Annotated in this window: 12 protein-coding genes; 8 read left to right on the plus strand and 4 right to left on the minus strand. The window is 63.0% G+C overall.

All coding sequences use genetic code 11. From position 1 onward, the window contains the following. Positions 1-195 precede the first annotated feature (195 nt). Positions 196-597, plus strand: a complete 402-nt coding sequence (locus HNQ95_RS32380) for a hypothetical protein (RefSeq protein ID WP_154387543.1) — start codon at positions 196-198, stop codon at positions 595-597. Between the two features lie 924 nt (positions 598-1,521). After that, entirely contained in the window at positions 1,522-2,193 is a 672-nt protein-coding gene (locus HNQ95_RS32385; RefSeq protein WP_083948487.1) for an outer membrane protein, read from the plus strand. Between the two features lie 148 nt (positions 2,194-2,341). Here HNQ95_RS32385 and HNQ95_RS32390 read toward each other — a convergent pair whose 3' ends face one another. The 3 genes from HNQ95_RS32390 to HNQ95_RS32400 all read right to left on the minus strand — a co-directional run bounded on the left by HNQ95_RS32390 (position 2,342) and on the right by HNQ95_RS32400 (position 6,416). Continuing rightward, on the minus strand, positions 2,342-4,333 hold the full coding sequence (locus HNQ95_RS32390; protein WP_210283901.1) for an ABC transporter permease: 1,992 nt from the start codon (positions 4,331-4,333) through the stop codon (positions 2,342-2,344). Then, positions 4,330-5,358 (minus strand): quaternary amine ABC transporter ATP-binding protein, encoded by a 1,029-nt coding sequence (locus HNQ95_RS32395; protein WP_182576166.1) that lies wholly within the window; start codon positions 5,356-5,358, stop codon positions 4,330-4,332. Before HNQ95_RS32395 ends, HNQ95_RS32390 begins: the two co-directional genes overlap by 4 nt. Positions 5,359-5,462: 104 nt before the next feature. Further along, the gene (locus tag HNQ95_RS32400; RefSeq protein WP_246341087.1) at positions 5,463-6,416 is read right to left on the minus strand and encodes an ABC transporter substrate-binding protein; all 954 of its coding nucleotides are present in this window, start codon (positions 6,414-6,416) and stop codon (positions 5,463-5,465) included. Positions 6,417-6,780: 364 nt separating this feature from the next. Between HNQ95_RS32400 and HNQ95_RS32405 the strand changes: the two genes are divergently transcribed. The 4 genes from HNQ95_RS32405 to torR all read left to right on the plus strand — a co-directional run bounded on the left by HNQ95_RS32405 (position 6,781) and on the right by torR (position 11,083). Further along, positions 6,781-7,473: a response regulator transcription factor gene (locus tag HNQ95_RS32405; RefSeq protein WP_182576165.1), complete on the plus strand. Its 693-nt coding sequence runs from the start codon at positions 6,781-6,783 to the stop codon at positions 7,471-7,473. Positions 7,474-7,502: 29 nt separating this feature from the next. Continuing rightward, a complete protein-coding gene (locus tag HNQ95_RS32410) occupies positions 7,503-9,005 on the plus strand; it encodes a histidine kinase dimerization/phospho-acceptor domain-containing protein (RefSeq protein WP_182576164.1) in 1,503 nt (500 codons plus the stop codon). 147 nt (positions 9,006-9,152) lie between these two features. Further along, entirely contained in the window at positions 9,153-10,220 is a 1,068-nt protein-coding gene (locus tag HNQ95_RS32415) for a hypothetical protein (RefSeq protein WP_154387548.1), read from the plus strand. A gap of 128 nt (positions 10,221-10,348) precedes the next feature. After that, positions 10,349-11,083 carry a two-component system response regulator TorR gene (gene torR, locus HNQ95_RS32420; protein WP_067957866.1) on the plus strand — a complete coding sequence of 245 codons (735 nt, stop codon included), beginning with the start codon at positions 10,349-10,351 and terminating at the stop codon, positions 11,081-11,083. A 9-nt stretch (positions 11,084-11,092) separates the two neighbouring features. Here torR and torS read toward each other — a convergent pair whose 3' ends face one another. Beyond that, on the minus strand, positions 11,093-14,017 hold the full coding sequence (torS, locus tag HNQ95_RS32425; RefSeq protein ID WP_154387549.1) for a TMAO reductase system sensor histidine kinase/response regulator TorS: 2,925 nt from the start codon (positions 14,015-14,017) through the stop codon (positions 11,093-11,095). A 111-nt stretch (positions 14,018-14,128) separates the two neighbouring features. On the opposite strand from torS, the gene torT reads away from it, so the two are divergent. Together torT and HNQ95_RS32435 are read left to right on the plus strand one after the other, a co-directional pair. Next, positions 14,129-15,205, plus strand: a complete 1,077-nt coding sequence (torT, locus tag HNQ95_RS32430) for a TMAO reductase system periplasmic protein TorT (RefSeq protein WP_154387550.1) — start codon at positions 14,129-14,131, stop codon at positions 15,203-15,205. A gap of 113 nt (positions 15,206-15,318) precedes the next feature. Further along, positions 15,319-16,205, plus strand: an 887-nt coding sequence (locus HNQ95_RS32435; RefSeq protein ID WP_246341086.1) for a DUF1989 domain-containing protein, incomplete at its 3' end; no start/stop codon positions are given.

Consider the following 16,205-nt stretch of genomic DNA (forward strand, 5'->3'; position numbering starts at 1 on the left):
CCTGTCCCCGAAACCAACAATAAAAGCCCGCCAAGGTGAAAACCACGGCGGGCTTTTTGCTGTCTCGAACCACGTGACAGCCCGAGCTTGAAGCGCATCAGGGGCACGCAACAGCCAAAGCCGACTATCTGACTATCCAGATCACTTGAAACATCGAGTCGAGGCTGTGCATATCTTCCTGCTGGGTGGGGAGAAATGGCAGTGGCCAGTCGACAGACGCAGAATGCGAGTATCCTTCGTCGCGTTGCAGCCATCGCAATCGATGCACTCGGCATCCTTTTCGTCACTCAACTGATCCTCGCGTCATTGTATCTTTCAACCAACGGTCAGGTGCAGGGCCAAACCTGGTTCTTCGTCAATCTATGTGGGCCAGCGAATGCGGGCGTATTGCCACCATTGGAGGCTGGCGCCTTCTTCATTGATGACTGCAGCGAAACTGTTCTTGGCCTGCCAACGGCACGGCTATTGGGGGCGCGAAACAACGACGAAACGCGGGCTCCGGAATATTACTACCTCAACAGACAGGGGGGCTGGTCGAAGGGAAGATCATTGTCCTTGACTGGCTCGCATTCGCGCTTCTCCTCGTCTACCGGTTGATCGCCGAAGCGAGGGGCGGCGCGACTTTCGGCAAACGGCTGGCTGGCTGCGCGTAACGAGCGTCAATGACACCAAACAACGACGCCTTCCGGTAGCTCGTGCAGTCATTCGGACGGCTGTTCTGGCGCCAGCTTTGGCATTGTTACTATACTCGTCATTTTCATTCGGACTTACTCTCGAACCAGGCGACGGGGCTCCGGCTATCTGGACAAGCAGCCGTCTCGGCGCTGGGGCGATCGTGCCCATGGTTTGGCTGGGCATTTTGTGTGCGTCTGTTCTCGCGAGCCGTGTCGCACTTCACGACCGGATCGCTGGCACAATTGTATTGAAGGCGACGTGACAGGAACGGCGAACCAAACTCATCTCGAGGGTCCAGAGACCACTGCTTGAGATCGGAACGATCTTCGTCGCGGTTTCCTCCAAGCCCTCGACCGGACGCTTACCCACAAGCAAAGCGCGATAAAAGCCAAAGCCTGGCCCCAGAACCATTGATAACGACACTCCCGTGAGCCTTGCTCCGGGAGTGTTTTGGGTTGCAGGGCCAACAGCCTGTCGCTCGGTCCAGTTCAGGATCGTGTGCCCAGTTCCCCATACCGCCGCGCAGCTCTATCTCGCCCGCTTTATGCCAGGTGCCAGAATGAAGTGGACGGCCGTCGGAACGAATTTCGCAGGCCTCCTCGATCGTGTAGTGCCGGATGGCTGAGACGTCCTGCTCCAGATCCCGCGCACTACCGTCCACGGGATTGCAGAGCGCGGCCATAGTTTCGATCAACTGGGAAATATCGCTTTGCTTGGTTGACATGCCGGAACAATAAGGTCTGACTGCCCAGCACACTGTCTACACTTTTTGCGATGGCGGCTGCGCCTGTCAGGCGACGCTGCTGAAGCGATCTATATTGAAACTGAAGCGACATATATTGAAGGATATTAGGCTGTGAAGATACATGCTGGCCTTTTGATGACCTCTGCGTTGATTGCGATGAGCGTGGGGACGGCGCGGGCGGAAAACGTGACTACCGAGACCGCCCCAGCCGGCACGGCGATGCTGACGCGACGGACTGGAGCGGGATCTACGCCGGCCTGCATGTCGGTTTCGCCGATGGCGCCGCGACGCAAGGGGAACAATGGGTTCCTGGTTTTGAGGCAGGCTTCGAGCTTGACGGCTTGCTCGCCGGCGGCCAGGTCGGCGCTCTGGCGCAGTTCGGTAACTTTGTGCTCGGTGTGCAGGGCGATGTCTCCGGGGGTGGCCTGAGCGGTAACTACGACTTCGGCTTCGGGCCATTTCCCAACATCTCCATGGAGGTCAACTGGCTGGCCAGCCTGACCGCCCGTGGCGGTGTCGCCTTCGACAGCGTGTTGCTCTACGGCCTGGCCGGTCTGGCCGTGGCGGATACTGCAATAAAGTACCCGGGAGGATCCGCCGACCCCACATACACCGGGTACACGGCTGGCGCCGGCGTCGCTTTGAAACTCAATGCCAATTGGTCGGTTTTCGGTGAGTACGCCTATTACGGGCTTGGCGAGCAGGAGTTCGATGGGGATACCTACGACCTCAGCCTTTCAAGCGGCAAGGTCGGCTTGAACTACAAGTTCTGATCTGTCCTGACGGGATTGGCTGCGCCGGCGAGAAGCACACTTCCGCCGGCGCTGCGGGCCGCCACGCCAGTTCCTCCTGCATGGCGATGGGCTACGGGCCAGTCGGCTGTCGATCGTCCAGGCGGTGCGACGGGCCGAAGGCCGGTGGTCAGCCTGCCAGCCCCAGCTTCTGTTTCCGCCGCGTTGCCCATGCCGTGATCAGCTGGTCGGCGGTCAGGCCCATGAAGGCGACGCAGAGGCCCAGGACGAGGCCTTTGCCGGCATCGTTGAAGGTCAGCGCCCGGAAGATTTCCTGGCCGATGTCCTTGGTGCCGATGAAGGCGGCGATGATGACCATGAACAGGGCGAACATGATCGTCTGGTTGATGCCGAGCATGATCTCGGGGAAGGCCAGCGGCATGCGGATGTTCCACAGAAGCTGCCTTTGCGTGCAGCCCGATGTGATGCCCGCCTCTACGATTTCTTGTGGCACGTTGCGCAGGCCGAAGATGGTGTAACGGACGATCGGGATCATCGCATAGATGATGATCGCCGAGATCGCGGCGACGTCGCCGACCTTGAACAGCATGATCACGGGGATCAGATAGATGAAGGACGGAAAGGTCTGGAAGGTGTCGCACAGGAGCTTGGCGATGCCGGTGCGGCGTTCGCTGCGCGAAGCCCAGATGCCGATCGGCAGGCCGATCATGATGCACAGCAGCACCGCGACGGTCACCATATAGGCGGTGATCAGCGAGCGCTCCCAATAGCCGGCGAAGGCGATGAACAGCACGAAGCCGGAGACGATCGCAGCGAGCCTGAAGCCGCCGAGTGACCAGCCCGCCGCGGCGACAAGAGCCACCATCGCCGTCCAGGGGATCGACTGGAACAGGTCGCGGATCGGGATCAGCACGTAGAGCAGCATGGCGTTGCGGAGGTATTGCAACGGGTCGTAGAGAGTGACGGTGATCCAGTCGACGAGGGCATCCCAGAAGGGGGCGGTGCTGAGGGCGAGCTCCGAAGGCCAGGCCTGGGCGTAAGGCGTGATCGCGGCGAGCAACAGCGACGCGGCAATGACGGCCAGCGATGCGGCGAGGAACGGAAAGCGCTGCAGCAGGCTGGCGTCGGGCGCGAGATGCGAGGGCTCCTTGTGGGCAGCAGCGCGGCTCAACTGGTCGAGCGTGATCGCCATCAGGACGATCGCGACGCCGCTTTCCAGCGCCTGGCCGATCTTCAGCGCCTGGAGCCGGAACAACAGGTCATGGCCAAGGCCGCGGGCGCCGACGAAGGAGGCGATGACCACCATCGCCAGGCACTGCATGATGACCTGATTGACGCCGACGAGCAGCGGCTGGCGCGCCGACGGAATCTCGACCATCCACAGGGTCTGGAAGCGGGTGCAGCCGGCCATCTTGCCGGCCTCGCGCACCTCTTCGGCAACGCCCTTCAGGCCGAGGATGGTAAGACGGGCCATCGGCGGAATGGCGAAGATGACGGTGGCGATCGCGCCGGCCTTGTGGCCGACGCCGATGAAGATGGCGATCGGGATCAGGTAGGAAAAATGCGGCAACGACTGCAGTACGTTGAGCAGCGGCACGACGAGCGCTTCGAACCACTGTTTCTTCACTGCGAGAATGCCGATGCCGAAACCGATGAGACCGGCAATGGGTGCGGCGACGAGGACCACCGACAAGGTGATCATCGACAATTCCCATTTGCCGAAGATCGCCATGTAGGCGACGCAGCCTGCCGCCAGCGCGCCAAGGCGCCAGTCACGGAGATACCAGCCGAGCACGCCTGACAGGCCGGCGGTCATGACCCAGGGCATGGCGGCGATGCCGATATCGGGGAAGCCGGAGACCAACAGTCCCTCGACGAAGGCCAGCGGCCAGGTGATCAACTCGGCAGCACCGCGCGTCAGGTCGCGGAACGAGAACAGCCCGAAGATCGCGTCGTCGCGCAAATGGTCGAAGACCATGTTCGCCCAGTCGACGAACGGAATAGTCCAGCCCTTGGGCACCTGCACCGCCCAGTCGGGCAAAAGCGAGGCGGCAAGCAGCAGGACGAGGAAAGGCAGAACGACAAGCAGCGGCCTGGTCATTGCGGCCAGCGGCTTCTGCGGTTCCATCGCCTCCTGGCGGGTCAGTGTCGCGGCACTCATGCACACTGCTCCTTGCCGTAGAGAGCATCGATCAGACCGTCGCGGGTCAGCGTACCGACGAGCGCGCCAGCGTCGTCGATGACGTCGACGGGACGCTCCGAGGTCAGCACCTGGCGGGCGACGCTGGCGATCAGGGCCTGTGCCTGGACCGCAGCGGCGTCCGGCTTTCGAGAGGATGCGGGCGCCATGACGGCGCGAACCGACAGCAGGCGATCATGCGAGACGTTGCGGGTGAACTCGGCGACGTAAGGGGTGGCCGGGCAGGTCACCAGCTCCTCGGCGGTGCCGAGCTGCTCGACGACGCCGTCCTTCATGATGGCGATGCGGTCGGCGACGCGGATCGCCTCGTCGAAATCGTGGGTGATGAAGACGATTGTCTTGTTGAGCACCTTCTGCAGGCGCAGGAATTCGTCCTGCATCTCGCGGCGGATAAGCGGATCGAGTGCCGAGAACGGCTCGTCGAGAAACCAGACGTCGGGGCCGACGGCGAGCGAGCGGGCGATGCCGACGCGCTGCTGCTGGCCGCCGGAGAGTTCACGCGGATAATAGCCCTCGCGGCCCTTCAGCCCGACGAGTTCGATCACCTCGCGGGCGCGTCTCTCACGCTTCTGGCGATCGGTGCCGCGAACCTGGAGCGGGAAGGCAACGTTGTCGAGCACGGTGCGGTGGGGCAGCAGGGCAAAGTGCTGGAACACCATGCCCATCTTGTGGCGCCTGAGATCGATCAGCTCGTGCTCCGTGGCGGCCAGAATGTCGCGGCCCTCGAACATGACCTCGCCCGAGGTCGGCTCGATCAGCCGCGCCAGGCAACGCAGCAAGGTCGACTTGCCCGAGCCGGAGAGGCCCATGACGACGAGGATTTCGCCCGGCATCACATCGAAGGAGACGTTGCGGACGGCGGGGACGTAGCCTTCGGCCCTGATGGTCTCGATGGAAGGATTGTTGTGGTTGCGGCGCAGGAAGCCGGCGGGATCGGAGCCGTAGAGCTTCCAAAGGTTGCGGCATGCGATTTTTGCTTCGGACATGTCTGCCTCTCGCCAAAGGGGGCCGATGGGGTATGCGCGGCGAGGTGGCGCCCGCATTTACGCGGGCGTCACGACGCCATGATGGGACGGATGGATGCGGAGGGTTAGCTGGCGGAACCCATCCAGGCCTTCCAGCGCGCCTCATTGTCGGCCAGCCATTTGTCGGCGGCCGCCTCGGGCTCCATGTTGTCGATGTCGGCGAGCTTCGCCTGCACGGCGATGTCCATGTTGGAGAAGTTGATCTTCTGCAGGATGGCGTAGGCCTTGGGCCACTTGGTCGGGAATTCCTTCCAGGCAGCGATCTTCAGATAACCGTCCTTCGGGTTGCCGCAGTCGTAGCTGAGCTGCTTGTTGGAGCCCCAGGCCGGGTCGTCCTTACACTTGGGATCAAAAGCCGGGAACTCGACGAACTTGCCGTCATAAAGCGCCTCGACGAAGTTGGGCGTCCAGTTGAAGAGCACGATCGGCTCCTTGCGCTTGACGGCGGATTCGAGTTCGGCCCACAGGGCGGCGGACGAGCCGGCATTGACGACCTCGAAGTTCATACCGAGGGCCTCGACGCGTTCTGCGTCATGCTTGAGCCAGTCGACAGGACCGCCGAGGAAGCGGCCCTTCGGCGCGGTTTCGGCGGTGGCAAACTTGTCGGCGCAGGCGTTCAGCGCTTCCCAGGCGGGTAGGCCGGGGCAGACCTCCTCGACATAGGTCGGATACCACCACTCCTCGCGTGTCTTGGCGTCGTGGGTGGCGGCATCGACGACGCAGCCTTCCTTGACCACCTTCTGGAAGGCAACGCCGAAGGCGCCTTCCCAGACCTCATGCACGAGGCTGACGTCACCTTCGCAAAGAGCGGTGTAGACGACCTGGCTGTCGGCGGAGACGTATTCGACCTTGGCGCCGCCCTTCTCGAGCAGCTTGCCGACGATGTGGGCACCGACGATCTGGCTCGACCAGTTGTGGGTTGGGATCTTGATAGGGTCGGTGGAATCCTGGGCAAACGCCGTGCCGGCCGCAAAAGCCATGATCGTGGCCATGGTTGCGGATTTGGTAAAATGGGTCATTGAACCTCCCGTTCCTGTGTGTTGCGATTGTTCCCATGGAAGGCGGGATGCCGGCCTCTGTGTGCCTGTTGGATTTCCGCGCCATCCCCGCAAAGATAGCGACGAGAAGTGAACCGGTGTCGGCTGGGGTGTAAAAGTCGTGAGTCGACTTGTGAAATGATGTTAATAGGCAACCTGTCGCGCGGTGAAAGTCGCGCGTTGTTTCCCGAGGACAGGCCATCAGGTCGGCGAGGCGGCAGGCGCGCCATCATCTTCGCGCTTTTGTCGTCGAGATTGTCGGACAGTGCTTGGCTTGCAATCGCCCGCTTCGATAGAAGAAGCTGGTGTCGGCCATCAGCCGGCATGTCTCCTTGGTGATCGCGCTATGAACCCCAGCATTCTCGTTGTCGATGACGACCCGGACATCCGCAACGTGATCGGCATTGCACTGGAAAGGGCGGGAATGCATGTCCAGCAGGCGGCCAACGGACGCCTGGCGCTGGAGCAGTTGCGGCGACACAATGCCGACCTGGTGGTGCTCGACATCGGCATGCCTGTCATGGACGGCATCGAATGCTGCAAGGCGATCCGTGCCAGCTCGCATGTCCCGATCGTCTTCCTGACGGCGCATGACGACGAAGTCGACCGGATCGTGGGGTTCGAGCTGGGGGCGGACGATTATGTCAGCAAGCCGTTCTCGCCGCGCGAACTGCTGCTGCGGATCAAGGCCATACTGGCACGCGGCAAGCAGGCAGGCAGTATCACGCGGCACGGCGACCTCAGTCTCGACAGCGAACGCCACATCTGCTCGCTTGCCGGAAAAGATCTGCCGCTGACGGCAACGGAATTTTCGGTGCTGGAGATCCTGTCGGTCCGGCCCGGGATCGTCGTCGGCCGGGGGGCGATGATCGACAAGGCCTATGGCGGGAACAACACCTTGTCCGGACGCACGGTGGACAGCCATGTCCGCAACATCCGCGCCAAGGCGGCGGCACTTGGTTACTCCGACATAATCGAAACGGTGCGAGGGGTGGGCCTACGGCTTGGCAATTGTGTCGCCGGACCAGGCACCGCGTGAGCCGGATCGTCCGGAAATGGCGGCCATCCATGCCGCTGGTTGTGGCGATCGTCTGCGTTAGCCTGCTGGCGGTGCCGGTCGTGACGACGCTGGCGTTGCAGATCGGAACAAACCGGCTGGTCAACGAGACGGAGGCCTCGCTGATCAAGCAAGCGGCGATCTATGCCGGCGCCTATGCCGTCGCGTTCGAGGCCGAGCCGCCCGAAGCAGGTGGCGCTATACCTGGCTACTATCTGCCGCCGCCCAAGCGCATTTTCTGGAGTGCTGCGTCACGAACCTTTCGACCGCTCCTGAACCTGCGCCAGGATGTGGTCGAGCCCGTCCGCCCCGATCCGGTGCCGACCGCGGGGCGACTCGATCCGCGTTATCTCAGGATTGCGCCGGGGCTGGGTGCCTTGGCCGACAATGCCAGCCGCACGACACTTTCGACTGTCGTTTTCCTGGATCATCAGGGCATAGACATGCTCGCTGGCGAGTCAGCGAGTTTTGCCGCCGTGCCAGAGGTCCAGCAGGCGCTGCAAGGCGATGTCGGGGCCGCACTGCGCTGGCGGGGTGACGCGGGTACGCGGTTGCGCCTCGCAGTGCTTGGCGGCGGGACAGGGTTCAGGGTGCTGGTTGCCTATCCCGTCATCAGCCACAACCGGGTTATCGGCGCGGTCTATATGTCCAGGACCGCTCCCGGGCTGACGGAATATCTTGCCGGCGAGCGCAGCGCCGTCATCGTCCTGGCCGTCGTGACGCTGTTGAGCGCCGCAGTCGTGGGAACGTTGCTTGTGCGGACGATGCTACGGCCGATCCGCGCCCTGCGCGACCAGTCGAGAATGGTCGCCAATGGCAGCCATTCCGAGCTAGCCCCGCTCGGCCACTATGGCATGCGGGAGATCGCAGACTTGGGTGAGGCGGTCATCACCATGGCCGGCACGCTGTCGCAGTGCAGCAAGGAAATCGGCATCTACACCAACCACGTCACCCACGAGCTCAAATCGCCGGTTACCTCGATCATGGGAGCTGCCGAGCTTCTCGAGGATGGCGACCTGTCCGATGCTGCGCAGCAAAGTCTCATAGGCACCATCAGGGCCCAGGGAGAGCGGATGGATTTGCTGCTCCACCAGCTTCGCGACATGACAAGGTCACGCGAAGCTATGCGCGGTGAACCTGGCCAGTTGCGAGATATGCTGCCCGAGATTTCCGGGCTTGATATCAGCCTGGCTCCTCCGGATGCCATCCTGCCCCTCTCCGTTGCGCATGGACAAACGGTACTGGCGCACATGGCGGGGAATGCCCGCCATCATGGGGCGACCAGGCTCGACCTCGATTGGGATGGACGGACGCTCCGGCTTTCAGACAATGGTGAGGGATTTGCCGACATCGACCTCGGCCGCATGGTCGAACCGTTTTTCACCACGCGTCGCGAGGAGGGCGGAACGGGGCTTGGACTGGCCATCGTGGTGGCCATTCTCGAGCTTTATGGTGCGCGGCTGACGCCGATTGCCGCTTCGGACGGTGCGGTTTTCGAGATCGAGTTCGGCTAGCTTCCATCGGAGCGCATTGCGTTCGAGCTGGCCTGCACGGAATCTGCACACGAGTTGCACCACTTCGACGGCGAATGCGGGTCATCCGCAAACTAGACGTCTAAGGGTCACGGGCCTGCTGGCCCCGATCCACTCAAGGGTAGACCTATGAAGTTGAAACGTCTTCTTGGCGCCGTCGTAACGCTTTGTGCCGCGATCGCCGCCACATCCTCGATGGCATGGGACAATCCCGCCAATCGATACGCCAACGCCTACAAGCAATACACTGATGCAACATGTCCGCTGCCGGCGGACAAGATCGAGCATTTCGTCTATTTCAGCCGGGATCGCGACGCGATCCGCGACCATGCCTTCCTGACCAGCGAGCGTTTCGCAGGCGCGCAGATCATGTATGTGTGGCGCCAGCTTGAGCCGACTGAAGGACACTACGACTTCTCATCGATCCAGTCCGACATCGACTACCTGGCCAAGCATGGCAAGCGGCTTTTCATCCAGTTGCAGGATGCATCCTTCTCACCCGAATACAAGCCGGTGCCCGACTATCTGCTGAAAGGTGACTATGACGGCGGCGTCACCGCCCAACATACCGACGACGGAGTTGTCGAAGGTTGGGTTGCCAAGCGCTGGAACGCCAAAGTCCAGGCGCGCTTCGCGGCATTGCTTGCGGCACTCGGCAAGCAGTTCGACGGCGTTGTCGAGGGCGTCAACCTGCAGGAAACGGCCATCGGTGTTTCCAAGGAGACGGATGCGTCCTTTACCCCGGACAAATATGTGGCGGTGCTCAAGACCAACATGCAAGCCATGAAGGCCGCATTCCCCAAGTCAACCACCATGCTCTACGCGAACTTCATGCCCGGCGAATGGCTGCCTTGGGAGGACAAGGGATATCTGCGCGGAATCTATGAGTTTGGCGACAAGATCGGCGTCGGCATGGGGGCTCCCGATCTCATGTACAAGAAAAAGGGCCAGCTCAACCATGCCCTGGCCATGATGCACGAAGGCAAGTTCAGCGTTCCGCTCGGCATTGCGGTCCAGGACGGCAACTATGTCGGCGAGACAGGCTCGACGAACATCGTGACGAAGCGCACGAACCTGGTGCCGAGCCTTCATGCCTTTGCGCAGGATTTCCTGAAGGTTAGCTACATGTTCTGGGTCAACCAGGAGCCGTATTTCAAGGAAGATGTCCTGCCTTGCTTCTCGGCTAGGAAAGGCTGACGTGACAGATCCCAGGCAATAATGCAGGGGCCGGCGACGCCATGACAAGTGCGCCGGCTCCTTCCGTCGTTGCCCGGGCCGCCCGACTTGTGAAATGATGTCAACAAAAGTCGGGAGGATAGAATGGCATGCGGGCTCAGCATCACATAGTGATCGTCGAGGATGACCCGGTCACACGGGCGAAGCTTGCGGGCTATTTCCTGGCCGAAGGTTACAAGGTCAGCGAGGCCGGCGACGGCGATCAGATGCGTGCCATCATGTCCAGGCATCCGGCCGATCTCTTGATGATCGACATCAATCTGCCGGGTGAGGATGGGCTCAAGCTGACGCGTGAGCAACGCGAGCGGTCCGACGTCGGCATCATCCTGGTCACCGGGCGCACCGACACTGTCGACCGCATCGTCGGGCTCGAGATCGGCGCCGACGACTATGTCACCAAGCCGGTCGAGCATCGCGAGCTGCTCGCCCGGGTCAAGGGCTTGCTGCGCCGCGTCGGCAAGGGCCGGATACCGCAACCGGCTACGGCCACGCGGCATTTCTATGGCTGGACGCTGGAGGTTGCTCGCCGCACGCTGCAGGCAGCCGACGGCACCTTCGTCGAGTTGACCGGAGCCGAGTTCAAGCTGCTGTCGGTGCTGACAGCCAATCCCGGCCAGGTGCTGTCGCGGGAGCGGCTGCTGCACGAGATATCAAGGCGCGAATGGGATGCCAGCGATCGCACCGTCGACGTGCTGGTCAGGCGTCTCAGGCAGAAGCTGAACGACAATCCGCGCACGCCGCGCATCATCGTCACCGCTCATGGCGAAGGTTACTTCTTCGCGCCGGACGCCGTCCAGCCCGGGCGTGTCGCTGCGGCTCTTTAGGCGATAGCTCTAGGCCGGCAGGGCGGGGTCGGCGCTGCCTTCGAGCATCTGTTCCCATTGCCGCGATCCGTCGGCGAAGGCCGTTTCGCAAGAGCCGACGATCTGCCTGAGCTCAGCTGCCGGCCTTTGCGCCGCAGCCGTCTCAAGAGCTTCAGCCGCCTGCAAGAGACGTGGAAAACCGAGCGAGCCGGCCGTGCTTCGGGTGGCGTGGGCAAGGTCGCGCAATGCTTCGCGGTCATCCGCCTTGACCGCGTCGCGCATCGCTTTGAAGCGCCGGGGCAGGCTGTCATGGGCGATGCGATGCAGCCGCCGCACCGTCTCGGAACCCAATGCGTCGACGTCGGCTTTGAAGGCAGCGATATCGAGCGCGACCACGTCCTGTGGCTGTTGCGGCACGGACTGGCCGCCGAGCGAGGCGACGGCGTCGAGCAATTGCTCGTGGACGATCGGCTTGGCAACGAAGGCATCTACACCGGCGTCGAGATAGCGCTCGACATCGGCCTTGAACACATGCGCCGACATCGCCACGACAGGCAGGTCGGGCGTCCCAAGCTTCTCGCGTAAGCGCTTCATCGTCTCGATGCCGTCGATGCCGGGAAGACTGACGTCCATGACGACGAGGTCGGGTCTGAACTCGCCGATTGCCTCGAGCGCGAGATAGCCGGAGCTGACCGCCGTGATCCGGTGACCGGCATTGGCCAGCACCGTGGTCGAGACCAACCGCGTGGCGTCGTCGTCCTCGACCACCAGGATGTTGCAGGCCGCGGGCTTGGTCTTGCGGCCGCGTTGGCGTTTCTGGGCCGAAAGCGCTGCTGCCTTGGCCTTGCGCAGCGTCATGTCGAGCATGAAGGTGCTGCCCTTTCCGGGCTCCGAGGCGACGCTGAGTTCAGCGCCGATCAGGCTGGCGAACTCGCGGCTGATGGCAAGGCCGAGCCCGGTGCCGCCGAAGCGGCGGGTGATCGAGGCGTCCATCTGGGTGAAGGGCTGGAAAACGTCCTGCTGCCGCTCGGGCGCGATGCCGATGCCGGTGTCCGCTACGGCAAGGCGCAACGTCTGCATGTCCTTGCGGTTGGCGACGACCTTGACGTCGACGGTGACCTGGCCGTGCTCAGTGAACTTGATGGCGTTGCTGACCAGGTTGAACAGGATCTGGCGAATCTTGCCGGCGTCGCTGCTGAAGGCGGGCGAAAGCTTGTTGTCGAGCACCAGCGTGAGGTCGAGCCCCTTTTCGGCGGCCATCGGGCGCATGAAGGCGGCAACACCGCTGACCAGCTTGCCGAGGTCGAAATCGACCTTGTCGACGTCGACATTGCCCGTTTCGACCTTGGAGTAGTCGAGGATGGCGTTGAGGATGCCGAGCAGGGCTTCACCGGAGCTGGCCGCGATCGACAGATGCTCGCGCTGCTTCGGCCCCAGCTTGCTGTCGGCGAGCAGGCGCATCATGCCCAGCATACCGGTCATCGGCGTGCGGATCTCGTGGCTCATCGTCGCCAGAAAGGCCGACTTGGCGCTGCTCGCCTGCTCGGCCCGGGCGCGCGCCTCGTCATGGTCGATCGCCTCCTGGCGCAGGCGCGTGTTGACCAGCCTGATCTGCTCGGTCTGTTCCTCGACAAGCTGCTGCAGCTCCTCGCGGTGGCGTCGGAGCTCGTCGGTGATGCGGGCGCGTTCCTGCTCCAACTCGAGCCGGCGTCGCGACTCGTCGCGGAACTGATTGACGGCCACCGCCATGGTGCGCAGCTCGTCGTCGCCGCTGTCGGTGACGGTGACGTCGAGATCACCCGTCGTCAGCCGCTGCATCGCACGCGACAGGCCGCTCAAGCGGCGGACGAGGTTGCGCTCGACATAGAACCAGACGATGGCGCCCGAGGCGATGATGGCGCCGAGCAGGGTGACGACAAGCACGATGACGCCGATGCGCACAGCATTGTCGGCGCGCTCGGCTGTCGTGCGGGCGAACTCGTCGGAGCGGTCGAGAATGTTGCGGGCGATCTGGTTCTGCGTCACGGCGAGATCGCGGTTGGCTTCGGCCATGGCGTTCAGGCTGCCGGCTAGGTCGATGACCCGCTGGCGGCGGCCGAAGATCGAGCCCGACACGGGCACGTCGCCGGCGGCGGCCTCGATGGCGCCAAAGAACTCGATGCCCTGCTTGCGCCGAACGGGATCGTCGATGCTAAGGATGCGGCGCCTGATGACCTTCACATGGTCCTGGAAGATGCCGCTGATCTCGCTGATCTCGGCCTTTGTCTCCGCGCGGCTCAGCCGGTTGATCAGCAGGCTGATCTGGGCGCTGCGGTGGCGCAGCTCGTACATGCGCTCCATCAGGTAGATGTCGTGCTCGATCAGCCGGTCGAGCGCGATGTAGGCATCTTCCCGGCGCCCGGGATCGCCGATCAGGCCATAGAGGCCGGCGGTCACCGCCGAAGCGCCGGCCGAGGCGTTGGAGATCAAAGTTTCCGAAAGCAGCAGCACCGACTGCGCCGCCGAGGTCGCCGCCTCGGCGCTGTCGCGATAGGCCTTGTCCTCGTCGAGACGCTGGCGCACCAGCTCGTTGTTCTGTTTGAGGTTGGCCAGCATCTTCTCGACCGAGCCGGCAAAAGCCTCGACGAGCTCGGGGTCGATCGATAGACGCCGGACCTCGGCGAGCGACTTGACGATCTCCTGCGACAGCGTTGCGAGCTTGGCCTGTTCGGCGAGCAGTTCGTCGCGCGAGGTGACGGCGGCAAGGGCAGGAGCGGTGGCGATCAGCTTGGCGCTGAGCTCGGCGGTGCGCTGGGTCGCCGCCACTGCGGGCAAGGCCTGGGCGTTCACCACGGCCTGGGCATCGGCAATGTTGCGCAGGATCAGCCAGCTGACGATGCCGGATGTCAGGGACAGTGCGGTGATGCACAGGAAGGCGAGAAACAGCCTCCCGCCGATGCCGAACCTATGAAGCATAGCTCATATAACCATGGTTTGCGCTGCCAGCGGAAGCTGCAGCTTTTGAGTGGGCATGATCCTTTTCGAAAATCGATTTCGATTTTCCGGGTCATGCACTAGCGTAAGACGATGCGTGCCCCCGCCCCAAGCCATTGCCTGAACCTGATCGCCACGGCTTTTGTCGCCTGCAGTATCGCCCAGTCCGCCGGGGCCGCTGAAACGACGTGGAAGCTGAACGCCTGGGAGCCGCCATTCGACTATTCCAGGCAGCCGGCGACGATCGATTACCAGCCGGTCGTCAAAGCGGCGAAGCCGTGGCGCATCTGTGCGTCCTATCCGCATCTCAAGGATTCCTACTGGGTCAGCGTCAATTACGGCATGGTCGAGCAGGCGCGTTCGGCAGGCGTCAAACTGACCGTCGTCGAGGCCGGCGGCTATCCCAATCTCGAGCGCCAGATCGAGCAGATCCGCACCTGCAGCGCCACCGCCGACGCGCTCATCGTCGGCACTGTGTCCTATGAGGGGCTGACACCGACGATCAAGGATATCGCCAGGCGCATCCCTGTCATCGCTGCGGTCAACGACATCGACGACGCCGGCATCTCGGCGAAATCGGGGGTCTCCTGGGAGGAGATGGGGCAGTCCATCGGTGCCTATCTGGCGCGGCTGCATCCGGCCGGCACCATGCCGGTCAGCGTCGCCTGGTTTCCCGGGCCAAAGGGTGCAGGCTGGGTGAAATTCGTCGAAGCCGGCTTCCAGCGCGCGCTGAAGCAGAGTTCGGCCGAGATTGCTGCGGTCAAATGGGGCGACACCGGCGTCGAGATCCAGCTCCTGCTGATCGAGGAGATGCTCGAAGCCCAGCCCGATATCGACTACATCGTCGGCAGCGCGCCCACGGCGGATGCTGCGGTCAGCATCCTCAGGGCGCAGGGCAGGGCCAACCACGTCCAGGTTCTGGCCGACTATTTCACCCATGGTACCTTCCGCGAAATCAACCGGGGCAAGGTGGTGGCGGCGCCGACCGACTCACCGCCGCTGCAGGGTCGGATCGCCATCGACCAGGCGATCCGGGCGATCGAGGGCACGCTGCACTACCGCCATGTCGGCCCGCCGGTCGAGGTGATCGACAGGAACAATATCCAGGCGCTCGACCTGGAACGCAGCCTGGCCCCTGCCTGGTTCAAGCCGACGTTCGACGTGCAGTAGCCGATAACAATTTTTCACATTTGCTGTGCTGATTTTCACATGCCGCGGCGGACCGGTTCACAGTCGGATGCTAATCTGGCAGGTGGCTGCGGCGTGCTGCGAGGAGGGCGGTGATGGTTGCGACAAATGTGGTCTACCCCGAAATTGTGGCCGGCCCACCGCGTCCGAGCCTGGTTGTGCAGCCTGGCCTGTTGCTGCCCGGCATGGAGCGCTATCACGTGCCTGGTGGCGGTGCGGTGCTGATCGACATCGAAGCCGGCGATCATGTGACGGTGCGCAATCTCGAGGGCGGGCAGGCATGTGAACTGGTGGCGTTTGATGCTGCCGGACGTGCCGATCCGGGTATCCTGTCGACACGCTCGAACAGCGATGCGTCGGGGCTGAAGGCGCTGCTCGTCGATGGCGACGAGAGCTTGCAGAAGTTTCGGCTTGGCCTCGCCCGCCGCAAGCTCGAGCTTGGCCGGGTCGAGGCGGTGCGCTTCTTCGATGGTGCGACCGCTGCCGGGGTCGAGGAGCGTTTTGTCGTCTCGCGGCCGGGCTCGCTGGTGATTGCCGCACCCGGGGCGCCGATGTCGGTCGACAGCCAGGACACGACGACGCCTCTGGTGGTGATGGTCAAGCGGGCCAAGGTCCGTGCCGTGTCAGGCGGCTTCGAGCTGCCCGATCCGCTCGCCGATCCGGTGCTCGATGTCAGGGTCAAGTCGAAGACGGCGGAGAGCTATTTCGTCAAGGCCGGCGACTACATCCAGATCATCGACGTCGATGGCCGCCAATGCACCGACTTCCAGTGCTTTTCCGCCCGCAAGCTCGACAAGGGCAGGGACCTCGCCCTCGACGTCACCGCCACCCGCTCGCTGATGGGCCACGCCTATCCGATGCCCGGCCTGCATGCCAAATATTTCGATCAGGATTTCGAGCCGCTTGTCGAGGTCGTGCAGGACACCTGCGGCCGGCATGATGCCTTTGCGCTCGCCTGCTATGCCAAATATTACGACGACAT

It is taken from the genome of Aminobacter ciceronei, assembly GCF_014138625.1.
GTDB lineage: Bacteria > Pseudomonadota > Alphaproteobacteria > Rhizobiales > Rhizobiaceae > Aminobacter > Aminobacter ciceronei.

Bases quoted from the DNA above. Each gene is read 5' to 3' on its own strand.
- torT (WP_154387550.1), top strand. From the start codon at position 14,129: ATGCGTGCCCCCGCCCCAAGCCATTGCCTGAACCTGATCGCCACGGCT.
- HNQ95_RS32415 (WP_154387548.1), top strand. From the start codon at position 9,153: ATGAAGTTGAAACGTCTTCTTGGCGCCGTCGTAACGCTTTGTGCCGCG.
- torS (WP_154387549.1), bottom strand. From the start codon at position 14,017: ATGCTTCATAGGTTCGGCATCGGCGGGAGGCTGTTTCTCGCCTTCCTG.
- HNQ95_RS32405 (WP_182576165.1), top strand. From the start codon at position 6,781: ATGAACCCCAGCATTCTCGTTGTCGATGACGACCCGGACATCCGCAAC.
- HNQ95_RS32380 (WP_154387543.1), top strand. From the start codon at position 196: ATGGCAGTGGCCAGTCGACAGACGCAGAATGCGAGTATCCTTCGTCGC.
- HNQ95_RS32400 (WP_246341087.1), bottom strand. From the start codon at position 6,416: ATGACCCATTTTACCAAATCCGCAACCATGGCCACGATCATGGCTTTT.
- HNQ95_RS32410 (WP_182576164.1), top strand. From the start codon at position 7,503: ATGCCGCTGGTTGTGGCGATCGTCTGCGTTAGCCTGCTGGCGGTGCCG.
- torR (WP_067957866.1), top strand. From the start codon at position 10,349: ATGCGGGCTCAGCATCACATAGTGATCGTCGAGGATGACCCGGTCACA.
- HNQ95_RS32395 (WP_182576166.1), bottom strand. From the start codon at position 5,358: ATGTCCGAAGCAAAAATCGCATGCCGCAACCTTTGGAAGCTCTACGGC.
- HNQ95_RS32390 (WP_210283901.1), bottom strand. From the start codon at position 4,333: ATGAGTGCCGCGACACTGACCCGCCAGGAGGCGATGGAACCGCAGAAG.